Below are 12,613 nucleotides of genomic sequence, written 5' to 3' on the forward strand. Positions count from 1 at the left end.
ACATCTCCGCTGGAGGTGGACTATATGTATAGGTATCAACTGTCCCATCTACCTGAAAGGAGCACTCTTATGTCCTGGTCCAAACCTGCTTACACCGACCTGCGTATCGGCTTTGAAGTCACCATGTACTTCGCAAGCCGCTAAGTTCTGCCATTTTTGGTGGAGCGTGATGTGCAACGCCTCGGTTCGCCGAGGCGTTTTTATTTTCAGCGTTGAAATGATGGAGCAGCCATGTTTGTCCAGATCCTGGGTTCTGCCGCTGGCGGCGGTTTTCCACAGTGGAACTGTAATTGCGCGAACTGCGCAGGTTTTCGTAATGGCAGCCTGCGGGCCACGGCGCGAACCCAATCGTCCATCGCGATTTCCGATGACGGCGTGAACTGGGTGCTGTGCAATGCCTCGCCAGACATCCGCGCCCAGCTCCAGAGCTTCGCTCCCATGCAACCGGGCCGCGCCCTGCGCGATACCGGGATCAGCGCGATCATCCTGATGGACAGCCAGATCGACCACACCACCGGCCTGCTCAGCCTGCGCGAGGGTTGCCCGCATCAGGTCTGGTGCACCGACATGGTCCACGAAGACCTGACTACCGGCTTTCCATTGTTCACCATGCTGACCCACTGGAACGGCGGACTGAGCTGGAACCGCATCGAACTCGACCGCAGCTTTACCATCCTGGCCTGCCCGAGCCTGCGCTTCACCCCGCTGCCCCTGCGCAGCGCGGCGCCGCCGTATTCGCCGCACCGCTTCGACCCGCACCCGGGCGACAACATCGGCCTGATCGTCGAAGACCTGAACACCGGTGGCAAGCTGTTCTATGCCCCGGGCCTGGGCAAGGTCGATGCACCGCTGCTGGAAATCATGGCCGGCAGCGATTGCCTGCTGGTGGACGGTACGATGTGGGACGACGACGAAATGCAGCGTCGGGGCGTGGGCACTCGCACCGGCCGGGAAATGGGCCACCTGGCACAGAGCGGTCCCGGCGGCATGCTGGAAGTGCTGGAGCAACTGCCCAAGCAGCGCAAGGTGCTTATTCACATCAACAACACCAACCCGATTCTCGATGAGGACTCGCCGGAGCGTGCGGAGCTCGCTCGGCGCAAGGTTGAAGTGGCCTACGACGGCATGAGTATTGTGTTGTAAGAAATCGAGACCGCTGCGCGGTCTATCGCGAGCAGGCTCGCTCCCACAGGGATTTGCGTGCCACCCGATCTATTGTGGGAGCGAGCTTGCTCGCGATGAGGCCAGACCCGACACTGAGAATCAACCGGTCCTACCCGGAGACCCACAATGACTGACACCCCAATGTCCCCCGCCGAATTCGAAGCGGCGCTTCGCGCCAAAGGCGCCTACTACCACATCTACCACCCCTATCACGTGGCAATGTATGAAGGCCGGGCGACCCGTGAGCAGATCCAGGGCTGGGTCGCCAACCGCTTCTACTATCAGGTGAATATCCCGCTCAAGGACGCCGCGATCCTCGCCAACTGTCCGGACCGCGAGATCCGTCGCGAGTGGATTCAGCGCTTGCTCGACCATGACGGTGCCCCCGGCGAAGACGGCGGTATCGAGGCCTGGCTGCGTCTGGGCCAGGCCGTCGGCCTCGACCCGGATCAATTGCGCTCCCAGGAGCTGGTGCTGCCCGGCGTGCGTTTCGCCGTGGACGCCTACGTCAACTTCGCCCGCCGGGCCAGTTGGCAGGAAGCTGCCAGCAGCTCGCTGACCGAACTGTTCGCGCCGCAGATCCACCAGTCGCGTCTCGACAGCTGGCCGCAGCATTACCCATGGATCGACCCGGCCGGCTACGAATATTTCCGCACCCGACTGGGTCAGGCGCGCCGGGATGTCGAACATGGTCTGGCGATCACCCTGCAGCATTACACCACTCGACAAGGCCAGGAGCGCATGCTGGAAATTCTCCAGTTCAAACTGGACATTCTTTGGAGCATGCTCGATGCCATGAGCATGGCCTACGAACTGAACCGACCGCCGTATCACAGCGTGACCGGGCAACGGGTCTGGCATAAAGGAATCACCTTATGAGTTTCGACCGCAGCAAGACCCCGACCTGGCGTACGGGCTACCGCTTTCAGTACGAACCGGCGCAGAAAGGCCATGTGTTGCTCTATCCGGAAGGCATGATCAAACTCAATGAAAGTGCCGCGTTGATCGGCGGCCTGATCGATGGCCAGCGCGATGTCGCGGCGATCATTGCCGAATTGGACGCGCAGTTCCCCGGCGTGCCCGAGCTCGGTGACGACATCGAGCAATTCATGGAGGTCGCCCGTGCTCAGCACTGGATCGAACTTGCCTGATTCCATGTCAGACACGTTACCGCCCAAACCGCAAACCGGCCTGCCGCTGTGGCTGCTGGCCGAGCTGACGTATCGCTGCCCGCTGCAATGCCCTTACTGCTCCAACCCGCTGGATTTTGCCGAGCAAGGCAAGGAACTGAGCACCGAGCAGTGGGTCAAGGTGTTCCGCGAAGCACGGGAAATGGGCGCGGCGCAGTTGGGCTTTTCCGGAGGTGAACCGCTGGTGCGCCAGGACCTCGCCGAGCTCATCGCCGAGGCGCGCAAGCTGGGCTTCTACACCAATCTGATCACCTCCGGCATCGGCCTCACCGAGCAGAAAATCAGCGACTTCAAGCAGGCCGGCCTGGACCATATCCAGATCAGCTTCCAGGCCAGCGACGAGCAAGTGAACAACCTGCTGGCCGGTTCGAAAAAAGCCTTCGCGCAAAAACTGGAAATGGCCCGCGCGGTGAAAGCCCACGGCTATCCGATGGTGTTGAACTTCGTCACCCACCGGCACAACATCGACAAGATCGACCGCATCATCGAGCTGTGCATCGCCCTTGAAGCCGACTTCGTCGAACTCGCCACCTGCCAGTTTTACGGCTGGGCACAGCTCAATCGGGTCGGTTTGTTACCGACCAGGGAACAATTGGTCCGCGCCGAACGTATCACCAACGAATACCGCGCCAGGCTGGAGGCCGAAGGGCATCCGTGCAAGCTGATATTCGTCACCCCGGACTATTATGAAGAACGCCCGAAAGCCTGCATGAACGGCTGGGGCAGTATTTTCCTGACCGTCACGCCGGACGGAACCGCCCTGCCGTGCCACGGAGCCCGACAGCTGCCGGTGCAGTTTCCCAACGTGCGCGACCACAGCATGCAGCACATCTGGTACGACTCGTTCGGCTTCAACCGCTTTCGCGGTTACGACTGGATGCCCGAGCCGTGCCGCTCCTGCGACGAGAAAGAAAAAGACTTCGGCGGCTGCCGTTGCCAGGCGTTCATGCTCACCGGCGACGCAAGCAACGCCGATCCGGTGTGCAGCAAGTCGCACCATCACGGCGTGATCCTCAAGGCCCGCGAAGAAGCCGAGCACGCGACCCAGACCATCGAACAACTGGCCTTTCGCAATGAACGAAATTCACGCCTCATCGCTAAAAGCTGAACCTTTCAGCGCCGCCCGAGCTGTCGCCGCCGGTGTCGACTTTGCCGAATTGCAGCTCGGTCGGCACGGCCTGTTCTGGATCGAGTACCGCCCCGAAGATGCCGCCTGCCGCATCTGGCAGTGGCACGACGATCAGGCCCGTTGCCTGACGCCGCCGGGCTTCAGTGTGCGCAGTCGAGTGTACGAATACGGCGGTGGAGCGTTTTGCCTGACCGATGACGGCGTCGTTTTCGTCAACGAGGCCGACCAGCAGATGTATCGACAGTCGCTCACGGGCGAACCTGAGGCGCTGACTTCAAACGAGTGCCGCTACGGCGATCTGCAGTTCGCCGACGGGCGGGTTCTGGCGATTGAAGAGAACCGTGACCGGCATCGTCTGGTGGCCATAGACCTACTGGACGGAGCGCGACACTTGCTGGCCGAAGGTGCGGATTTTTACGCCTCACCGACCCTGAGCCCGGATGCTCGACGCCTGGCCTGGATCGAATGGAGCCGCCCGGACCAGCCATGGACCGCGACCCGCCTGATGGTTGCCGATCGCCAGGGCGATGGCGGTTATGCACAGCCGCGTTGCGTGGCCGGCGATGGCGTTCAGGAGTCGCTGCAACAGCCTCGGTTCGATGCCAGCGGCCGGCTGTTTTGTCTGACGGATCGCGGCGGCTATTGGCAGCCCTGGATGGAGTCGGGCGCTGGCTTGAGCCCTCTGCCCAGCGCCACGGCCGACCATGGGCCTGCACCCTGGCAACTGGGCGGATGCACCTGGTTGCCATTGGAAGAAGGCCACTACCTGGCAAGCTGGACCGAAGGCGGCTTCGGCCGCCTGGGACTTGTCGGTGACCACGGTGAGGATTTCACCGGCAACTACAGCCGCTTCCGCCATCTCGCCCTCGACGGGCAGTTCATATACTGCATCGCCGCCTCGCCGGTCAGCCCTGCGGCGGTGATTGCCATCGACCGCAACACCCGCCAGGTCAAAGTGCTGGCCGGCGGTGTCGCGCCTTTGCCTGCCGAGCAGATCAGCCTGCCGCAAACCCTGAGTTATCCGAGCGGTTCAGGCCAAGCCCATGGCTTCTTCTACCCGGCGATGAGCGGGAATGCGAAACCGCCACTAGTGGTGTTCATCCACGGCGGCCCGACCTCGGCCTGCTACCCGATGCTCGACCCCCGTATCCAGTACTGGGCACAACGCGGCTTCGCCGTGGCCGACCTCAATTACCGCGGCAGCAGCGGCTACGGCCGGGCTTATCGCCAGGCGCTGCATTTGAGCTGGGGCGATGTCGATGTCGAAGACGCTTGTGCGGTCGTCACCTGGCTCGCAGAACGCGGGCTGATCGACGGTGACAAGGCGTTTATTCGCGGTGGCAGTGCCGGCGGCTACACCACCCTTTGCGCCCTGGCCTTCCACAAGGTCTTCCGCGCCGGTGCCAGCCTGTATGGCGTCAGCGACCCTGTCGCTCTCGGCCATGCGACCCACAAGTTCGAAGGTGACTACCTGGATTGGTTGATCGGTGATCCGGTCGCGGACGCCGAACGTTATGCCGCGCGAACGCCGCTGCTGCACGCGGGCAACATCAGTGTCCCGGTGATTTTCTTCCAGGGTGAACTGGATGCCGTGGTGGTGCCGCAACAGACCCGCGACATGGTCGAGGCGCTGCAGAAAAACGGCATTCTGGTTGAAGCGCATTATTACGCGGACGAACGCCATGGCTTCCGCAAGGCTGGTAATCAGGCCCATGCGCTGGAGCAGGAGTGGTTGTTTTATCGGCGGGTGATGGCGCTGGCGGACTGACATCCGTGCCCAGTGCCGAAATGGTGGCGCCTCCTTCGCGAGCAAGCCCGCTCCCACATTGGATCTTCAGCGAACACAGTATTTGTGTACGACCGAGATCCAATGTGGGAGCGGCGGTGCGACGATTCGACTTGCTCGCGAAAGCGATCTACCAGACGCCGCAAATATCAGCGCTTGGCGATGATGTACACCGCATGCACGATCCCGGGAATATAACCGCACAACGTCAGCAGAATATTCAGCCAGAACGCGCCAGCAAAACCGACCTGCAGGAACACACCCAGTGGCGGCAACAGAATGGCGATGATGATTCGAATAAAGTCCATGGGGCAGCTCCTGGTTAAGGTTGGCTCGTGTGAGCCTACATCTTATCGACCCATACCGTTCGTCAGGGTTCAGTATCGTCAAAGTCAGGCATCGAGCCTTGACGACAGGCTGTCGAAAAAAAACGCCCCATGCCGAAAAAATCAGGCATGGGACGATGCGTTATACCGCGAGACGGTTCGGGAATTCATGCCGGACGGGCTGCTCAGACGGCAATCCCTTTGCGACACTGCAGCTGTGCAGTACGCACACGGGAGAAGGCACGTGCCAGGCGCAGGAGCATTTCGTCGATGTTGGCCCTGCTGACGGTGAGGGCCGGGGTAAAGCGCAGGCAATCCGGTCGCGGGGCGTTGAGCAGCAGGCCTTCGTACCGCGCCGCTTTGACTACGGCATCCGCCGAATCGTCAGATAACGTCAGCCCCCAAAGCAGCCCCTGCCCGCGCAAGTCGCCGTGCCCGTAGCGATGGGCCAATCGGGTCAGGCCGTCGCGCAGGTGCTGGCCGGTTTCCCTGACATGCTCGAGAAAAGTTTTGTCCTGCACGCTGTCGAGTACGGCAAGTCCGGCAGCTGTCATCAATGCATTGCCATGGTGGGTCCCCATCAGCTCGCCGACATCGAAACAGCAGGCCTTGCCCCGCGCCAGCAACGCCGCCAATGGCACGCCCCCGCCCAGGCCTTTGCCGAGCACGACGATATCGGCGCGCACGCCGTAGGACTGTTCGGCAAGCAACGTGCCGCAGCGACCGACACCGGTTTGCACCTCGTCAAGGATCAGCAGGATGCCCAGTTCACGGCACAGCCGCTCGACCCCCTTGAGGTAATGCCCGGTAGCCGGAATCACCCCGGCTTCGCTCTGGATCGGCTCGAGCATGATTGCCACCGTCCGGGCATCCACGGCCGCATGCAGTGCCGCAAGATCATTGAACGGAACGTGACTGAAGCCTGGCAGTTGCGGCTCGAATCGATTGATCAGGCTGGAACTGTCCGACGCCGATATCGTCGCGAGACCACGCCCGTGGCAGCCGTTATTGGCAACGATGATTCGCGAGGCACCACCGCGATACCGCTGCCCCCACTTGCGTGCCAGCTTGATCGCCGCTTCGCAGGCTTCGCTGCCACTGTTAAGCAGGTACGCCTGATCACTGCCGGTGCTGGCGCACAATCGCTGGGCGAGGTTGACCATGCCGCGGTTATGCAGGCCGAAACCGGGGTTGATCAACGACCGGGCTTGCGCCGCGAGAGCATTGACCAGTGCCGAGGGGCTATGTCCGAGGCTATTGGCCCCACCACCCTGCGTGAAATCCAGGTACGCGCGTTCATCGCTGTCCCACAACCAGGAGCCCTGGCCGCGCACAAAAATCTGTTTCGGCCGATCGACACTGGGCATCAGGCACTCGCTGGAAAGGTTGTCGCCCTTGGACGGTAGGTGGTCGGCAATGGCCAGGTCATCGAGACTCGGTGGATTGCGCCGCAGGTTGAACAAATTCATCTGCTCAAACCTCGCGTGAGGTTTTTTGCCTTACCTATGTAAACACCATCGATATAAACGGTATTCATCGCGCTCTATGGCCCTGTAAGCCTTGTGAATGCGGTTAGACTAGGCTCAGACAAGGCGTTGAACCATTTCGATTTCACAGCATTTTCGATAAGCATCACTTATGGATTTCAAGCAACTGCGTTATTTCGTCGCGGTCTACGAGGAGGGCCACGTGGGCCGGGCCGCCGAGCGGCTCTCAATCTCTCAGCCGGCGCTGTCCCAGCAGATTCGCCACCTCGAACAGAACCTTGATGTGAGCCTGTTCGAACGCAGCAGCAAACGTCTGCTGCCAACTCTCGCCGCCCACACGTTGTACAACCACGCGCTGCCGTTGCTCGATGGCCTGCAACGGGCGCGCGAAGCCTTGGGTAATTTCAAGGGACAGGCACTGCGGACCCTGGCCATTGGCGTGTTGCAGACCGTTCACACCAGCCTGGTGCCTCAGATGCTCGAACGTGTGCGCAAGGCGCAGCCGCATCTGGTGGTACAGATCTATGAACTGACGGGGCTGGAAATCGAGCGACGGCTGCTCAACGGTTCGCTGGATATCGGAATCAGCTATTTGCCGCCCCGTCAGCCAGGTCTGCACGGTGTGCTGCTCTACGAAGACGAACTGACCCTGGTCATCCCGGCGGACCATCCGTTGCGTGAATTCAAGAAGGTGTCCATGGGTCAGGCCGCCGGGTTACCGATGTTGCTACTGGGTGAAGAGTTTCAGGTACGCCAGATCTGGCAGACACAACTGGCCAGTCTGGGACGACGCCCGCAGGTGCAGGCCGAATTGAACAACATGGCGGGGATTCTCGACAGCCTGCCCCACACTCGGCTGGCGACGGTCCTGCCCGGACGCTCACAGAAGGCATTGGGGAATGATGAACTGCTATGGAAACCGCTGACCGAGCCGCGGGTGCCGCTGCAAGTCGGATTGGTCTGTCGGGATGTGCAGCGTCAACAAGCCTCACTGGCGTTGTTAAGGACTTTGCTGGAGGAGGTGATGAACGGGCCGGATAGTCGCTTGAACAACTCGACCACCCTCGACGGGCTGAGCTGAATACTTTTCTGCAGACCAAAGAAAACCCCGCCGAAGCGGGGCTTTGCAGACTGTTTCCCTGACATCCATTTCAATCCGCCGTCCTGGCAGAATCCTACGTGTCCGTGTTGTTGCTTTGCGCTTCCTGCGCGACGTCCATAAGCAGTAGATTAGCTGTGGATCCAATCTTCTACTATGGGAAAACAGCATCACGCATTGTAAGAGAATGCTTACATCGCGTTACATAATCAGAACTGAGCCGCATCCAGCAGGAACAGCGATTCGCTACCGGCCTTTATCGACGCGCTCAACGAGTGAATACGCGGCAGCAGGCGGGCGAAATAGAAGCGTGCGGTGCCCAGTTTGCTGGCGTAGAAATCGTCCTGCGCTTCTTTGCCCAAGGCTGCCTTGGCCATCAGTGCCCACATGTAGGCATAAGCCACATAACCGAAGGTTTGCAGGTACTCGACCGATGCGGCGCCGATTTCGTTCGGGTTATTTTTCGCCCGGTCGAGCAACCATGCGGTTAACTCGTCGAGGGTGGTCACGGCGGCGTTCAGTGGCTGGGTGAACTCGGCGAGGCTGGCATCGGCGGTCGCGGTGAAATGGCGGATTTCGTCGGCGAACAGGTTATAGAACGCCCCGCCCGTGCCGACGATCTTGCGGCCCACGAGGTCCAGTGCCTGAATGCCATTGGTACCTTCGTAGATCTGGGTGATGCGCACGTCACGCACCAGTTGCTCCTGGCCCCATTCGCGGATGTAGCCGTGGCCGCCGAACACCTGTTGGCCGTGGACCGTTGTTTCCAGGCCGAGATCGGTGAGGAACGCCTTGGCCACCGGGGTCAGCAGTGCGACCAGATCTTCCGCGCGCTTGCGGGTGGTGGCGTCTTCGCTGAACTTGGCAGTGTCCAGTTGCATCGCCACATAGGTCGAAAAGGCCCGGCCGCCTTCGTTCGAGGCTTTCATGGTCAGCAGCATGCGCCGCACGTCCGGGTGGACGATGATCGGGTCGGCGACCTTGTCCTGGTTCTGCGCGCCGGTTGGCGCACGGCTTTGCAGGCGATCGCGGGCGTATTCCACGGCGTTCTGGTAGGAGCGCTCGCCGCTGGCCAGGCCCTGGATACCGACACCCAGGCGTTCGTAGTTCATCATGGTGAACATCGCCGCCAGGCCCTTGTTTGGCTCGCCGACCAGGTAACCCACGGCTTCGTCGAAGTTCATCACGCAGGTCGAAGACCCCTGGATGCCCATCTTGTGTTCGATCGAACCGCAGTTGGCCGGGTTGCGCGCGCCGAGGCTGCCATCGGTATTGACCATGAACTTGGGCACCAGGAACAGCGAAATGCCTTTCGGCCCCGCCGGTGCGTCCGGCAGCTTGGCCAGTACCAGGTGGATGATGTTCTCGGTCAGGTCGTGTTCACCGCCGGTGATGAAGATCTTGGTGCCGCTGACCTTGTAGGAACCGTCGGCCTGAGGCTCGGCCTTGGTGCGGATAATCCCCAGGTCGGTCCCGGCATGTGGCTCTGTCAGGCACATGGAACCGGCCCAGACCCCGGCGTACATGTTCGGCAGGTAGGCGGCTTTCAGTTCATCACTGGCGTGGGCGTTGATCGACAGGCAAGCGCCCGCCGTCAGCATCGGGTACAGACCGAACGACAGGCTGGCGGAGTTGACCATTTCCTCGACCTGGGCCGAGACCGCCTTGGGCATGCCCATGCCGCCGTAGGCGGGATCGCCACCGACACCGACCCAACCGCCTTGCGCGTAAGTCTGATAAGCCTGGGGGAAACCGGCCGGGGTGGTGACGGCACCGTCCGCCCAGCGGCAGCCCTCTTCGTCTGCCGCACGGCTCAGCGGTGCGATGCTTTTGCTGGTGACCTTGCCGGCCTCTTCGAGAATGGCTTCGACGGTTTCGGCATCCACGGTTTCGGCCAGCGCGGGCAGCTGGGCCCAGAGTCTGGCGACCTCGAATACTTCATTGAGGACGAAGCGCATATCGCGCAGGGGCGCTTTGTAGTCAGCCATGGCAAACCTCGCAAGATCTAAACAGGTGAGTCGTAGGGATGTTGCTTTCGTTGGATTTGAGTGTACCCCAACAACTTTTGCGACACATAGCGTCATTCTGTGACTATCAAGTCATATTTGGTCACTAGATATCCATGGGATGAAACAACCCGTTGTAGGAGCAAGCTTGCTCGCGATGGTCGTTAACGATTACGCGTGCTTACTGGATAACCGCGACGCCCTTGAACCCATCGCGAGCAGGCTCGCTCCTACATAACCGCGACGCCCTTGAATCCATCGCGAGCAGGCTCGCTCCTACATAACCGTGGCGTTCTTGACTTCATTCCGAGCAGGCTCGCTCCTGCATTTAAAGCGCAAACAACTCCGCCGGCAGCTGCATCAGGCAATCGCTACCTGCCTCGATGGCGGCCCGATGAGCGGCAGTGCGTGGCAACAGTCGTTTGAAGTAAAACTCACTGGTCGCCAGTTTGCCGCGACAGTAATCGGCATCGCCACAGCCGTCGTCGAGCTGCGCCTGAGCCACCAGCGCCATACGCAGCCACAGATAGCCAAGGATGATGTAACCGCTATACATCAGATAATCCACCGATGCAGCACCAACCTCATCCGGGTTTTTCATCGCGGCCATGCCGACTTTGGCGGTCAACTCGCCCCACTGTTGATTCAGCTCGCTCAGCTGCGCCACATAGTTGGCGAGTTGCGGATGGCCGGCGTTGGCGGCGCAGAATGTGTGGACGATTCTGGTGAATCCGCGCAGCAGCTTGCCCTGACTACCGAGCACCTTTCGTCCGAGCAAGTCCAGCGCCTGAATACCGTTGGTGCCCTCGTATATCGGCGCGATCCGGCAATCGCGGACCAACTGCTCCATACCCCATTCACGAATGAAACCATGGCCACCGAATACCTGCATGCCGTGGTTGGTCACCTCCAGGCCAGTGTCGGTCATGAAGGCTTTGCAGATCGGCGTCAGGAACGCCAACAGGTCTTCCGCCTCTTGCCGTGCGCCAGCGTCCGGGCTCAGATGCGCGATATCCAGCCATTGCGCGGTGAAGTAGGTCAGTGCCCGGTTGCCTTCGTTGAAGGCTTTCATGGTCAGCAACATCCGGCGCACATCGGGATGAACAATGATCGGGTCGGCGACTTTCTCCGGGGCTTTCGGGCCGGTCAGCGAGCGCATCTGCAGGCGATCATTGGCGTATTGGATGGCCCCCTGGAAACTGGCCTCTCCCAGGCACAACCCCTGCATCCCGGTGCCAAGGCGCGCATGGTTCATCATGGTGAACATGCAGTTGAGCCCCTTGTTCGGCTCACCGATCAAGAAGCCCTTGGCCCCGTCGAAGTTCAGCACGCAGGTGGCCGAGGCCTTGATGCCCATTTTGTGTTCGATCGAACCGCAGGACACTCCGTTGCGCTCGCCCGCCTCGCCTTGGGCATCGGGCAAAAACTTGGGCACGATGAACAGCGATATGCCCTTGGTCCCCGCGGGTGCATCCGGCAGCTTCGCCAGCACCAGGTGAATGATGTTATCGCTCATGTCGTGCTCGCCGGCGGAGATGAAAATCTTGCTGCCGGTGATCGCGTAACTGCCGTCGGCTGCAGGCACCGCGCGGGTCTTGATGATGCCCAGGTCAGTGCCGCAATGGGCTTCGGTCAGGCACATGGTGCCGGTCCATTGGCCGGCGGTGAGTTTGCTCAGGTAAATCTGCTTTTGCGCTTGCGTACCATGGGCATGGATCGCCGACATCGCGCCATGGGTCAAGCCGGGGTACATGCCCCAGGACGTATTGCTGGAGCCGACCATTTCACTGATGACCAGGCCCAGGGAGCTGGGCAATCCCTGGCCGCCGTACGCCGGATCCGCCGCCAGGCCATGCCACCCGCCTTCAACGTAGTGTGCGAATGCCTGCTTGAACCCTGCAGGCGTCGTCACCACGCCGTTGTCGAAATGGCAGCCTTCTTCGTCACCGCTGCGGTTCAGCGGTGCGAGCACGTTCTCACAGAATCTTGCGCCCTCTTCGAGGATCGCATTGACCATGTCCGGGCTGGCATCGGCGGCGCCCAGCGCGGCGTAGTGGCGGTGAAAGTCGAAGACATGATCGATCAGAAAGCGCATGTCGCGCAGGGGAGCTTTGTACTCAGGCATGGTTGTTTCTCCGGCAGCAGATGGCTCAAAACTACTGCTGCCCGCCAGGCCCTACAATCACAGTCCAGACGCTGAATGCGCGATCATCACTCAACCGGCAGCGGCGTTTTTCGTGCTCTGGAGTGTGAGCCAGATTTTGCGACTGAAGCGGCGCATCTGATTCACCGCGCCGTCTGGTTCGCCGGCAAGCCGGCTCCTACAGGGGCAATCGGCATAGGGGACGGTCTTCATAGACCGTACCCCTGCCACACCACCCGGCATGCGGGTCCGCACCGGGCGGTTCGAGAGATTGAGGTTATGA

General features: G+C 60.9%; 12 protein-coding genes. 7 read left to right on the forward strand and 5 right to left on the reverse strand.

Translation table 11 applies throughout. The features are described from left to right. The first annotated feature begins 69 nt into the window (after window positions 1–69). From pqqA to J2W17_RS28945, 6 genes are all read left to right on the forward strand, one after another. Window positions 70–144: a pyrroloquinoline quinone precursor peptide PqqA gene (gene pqqA / locus J2W17_RS28920; RefSeq protein ID WP_009045898.1), complete on the forward strand. Its 75-nt coding sequence runs from the start codon at window positions 70–72 to the stop codon at window positions 142–144. Between the two features lie 87 nt (window positions 145–231). After that, the gene (pqqB, locus tag J2W17_RS28925; protein ID WP_307343013.1) at window positions 232–1,143 is read left to right on the forward strand and encodes a pyrroloquinoline quinone biosynthesis protein PqqB; all 912 of its coding nucleotides are present in this window, start codon (window positions 232–234) and stop codon (window positions 1,141–1,143) included. Between the two features lie 147 nt (window positions 1,144–1,290). Next, complete coding sequence (gene pqqC, locus J2W17_RS28930) at window positions 1,291–2,043, forward strand: pyrroloquinoline-quinone synthase PqqC (protein ID WP_307343016.1); 753 nt, start codon at window positions 1,291–1,293, stop codon at window positions 2,041–2,043. Continuing rightward, the gene (gene pqqD / locus J2W17_RS28935) at window positions 2,040–2,315 is read left to right on the forward strand and encodes a pyrroloquinoline quinone biosynthesis peptide chaperone PqqD (RefSeq protein WP_154852305.1); all 276 of its coding nucleotides are present in this window, start codon (window positions 2,040–2,042) and stop codon (window positions 2,313–2,315) included. The genes pqqC and pqqD overlap by 4 nt, the downstream gene beginning before the upstream one ends. Before the next feature lie 4 nt (window positions 2,316–2,319). After that, window positions 2,320–3,462 (forward strand): pyrroloquinoline quinone biosynthesis protein PqqE, encoded by a 1,143-nt coding sequence (gene pqqE / locus J2W17_RS28940; protein ID WP_307343044.1) that lies wholly within the window; start codon window positions 2,320–2,322, stop codon window positions 3,460–3,462. Next, on the forward strand, window positions 3,428–5,251 hold the full coding sequence (locus J2W17_RS28945; RefSeq protein WP_307343019.1) for a S9 family peptidase: 1,824 nt from the start codon (window positions 3,428–3,430) through the stop codon (window positions 5,249–5,251). The genes pqqE and J2W17_RS28945 overlap by 35 nt, the downstream gene beginning before the upstream one ends. Before the next feature lie 167 nt (window positions 5,252–5,418). Here the strand turns inward: J2W17_RS28945 and J2W17_RS28950 are convergent, their stop codons facing one another. After that, complete coding sequence (locus J2W17_RS28950) at window positions 5,419–5,577, reverse strand: YqaE/Pmp3 family membrane protein (RefSeq protein ID WP_007904205.1); 159 nt, start codon at window positions 5,575–5,577, stop codon at window positions 5,419–5,421. Between the two features lie 203 nt (window positions 5,578–5,780). Continuing rightward, on the reverse strand, window positions 5,781–7,064 hold the full coding sequence (locus J2W17_RS28955; protein ID WP_307343023.1) for an aspartate aminotransferase family protein: 1,284 nt from the start codon (window positions 7,062–7,064) through the stop codon (window positions 5,781–5,783). A gap of 169 nt (window positions 7,065–7,233) precedes the next feature. Here J2W17_RS28955 and J2W17_RS28960 point away from each other — a divergent pair, with 169 nt between their 5' ends. After that, window positions 7,234–8,163 carry a LysR family transcriptional regulator gene (locus tag J2W17_RS28960; RefSeq protein WP_307343026.1) on the forward strand — a complete coding sequence of 310 codons (930 nt, stop codon included), beginning with the start codon at window positions 7,234–7,236 and terminating at the stop codon, window positions 8,161–8,163. Window positions 8,164–8,390: 227 nt separating this feature from the next. On the opposite strand, the gene J2W17_RS28965 is transcribed toward J2W17_RS28960, so the two are convergent. The 3 genes from J2W17_RS28965 to J2W17_RS28975 all read right to left on the reverse strand — a co-directional run. Further along, window positions 8,391–10,169, reverse strand: coding sequence for an acyl-CoA dehydrogenase C-terminal domain-containing protein (locus tag J2W17_RS28965; protein ID WP_307343029.1), 1,779 nt, complete (start codon window positions 10,167–10,169; stop codon window positions 8,391–8,393). Between the two features lie 346 nt (window positions 10,170–10,515). Then, window positions 10,516–12,312, reverse strand: coding sequence for an acyl-CoA dehydrogenase C-terminal domain-containing protein (locus tag J2W17_RS28970; protein WP_307343032.1), 1,797 nt, complete (start codon window positions 12,310–12,312; stop codon window positions 10,516–10,518). A 90-nt stretch (window positions 12,313–12,402) separates the two neighbouring features. Next, a partial coding sequence (locus J2W17_RS28975) for a hypothetical protein (protein WP_307343035.1) occupies window positions 12,403–12,613 on the reverse strand: 211 nt, incomplete at its 5' end.

It is taken from the genome of Pseudomonas lini (assembly GCF_030812475.1).
Lineage (GTDB): Bacteria > Pseudomonadota > Gammaproteobacteria > Pseudomonadales > Pseudomonadaceae > Aquipseudomonas > Aquipseudomonas lini_A.

Bases quoted from the DNA above. Each gene is read 5' to 3' on its own strand.
- pqqB (WP_307343013.1), top strand. From the start codon at position 232: ATGTTTGTCCAGATCCTGGGTTCTGCCGCTGGCGGCGGTTTTCCACAG.
- pqqC (WP_307343016.1), top strand. From the start codon at position 1,291: ATGACTGACACCCCAATGTCCCCCGCCGAATTCGAAGCGGCGCTTCGC.
- pqqD (WP_154852305.1), top strand. From the start codon at position 2,040: ATGAGTTTCGACCGCAGCAAGACCCCGACCTGGCGTACGGGCTACCGC.
- pqqE (WP_307343044.1), top strand. From the start codon at position 2,320: ATGTCAGACACGTTACCGCCCAAACCGCAAACCGGCCTGCCGCTGTGG.
- J2W17_RS28945 (WP_307343019.1), top strand. From the start codon at position 3,428: ATGAACGAAATTCACGCCTCATCGCTAAAAGCTGAACCTTTCAGCGCC.
- J2W17_RS28950 (WP_007904205.1), bottom strand. From the start codon at position 5,577: ATGGACTTTATTCGAATCATCATCGCCATTCTGTTGCCGCCACTGGGT.
- J2W17_RS28955 (WP_307343023.1), bottom strand. From the start codon at position 7,064: ATGAATTTGTTCAACCTGCGGCGCAATCCACCGAGTCTCGATGACCTG.
- J2W17_RS28960 (WP_307343026.1), top strand. From the start codon at position 7,234: ATGGATTTCAAGCAACTGCGTTATTTCGTCGCGGTCTACGAGGAGGGC.
- J2W17_RS28965 (WP_307343029.1), bottom strand. From the start codon at position 10,169: ATGGCTGACTACAAAGCGCCCCTGCGCGATATGCGCTTCGTCCTCAAT.
- J2W17_RS28970 (WP_307343032.1), bottom strand. From the start codon at position 12,312: ATGCCTGAGTACAAAGCTCCCCTGCGCGACATGCGCTTTCTGATCGAT.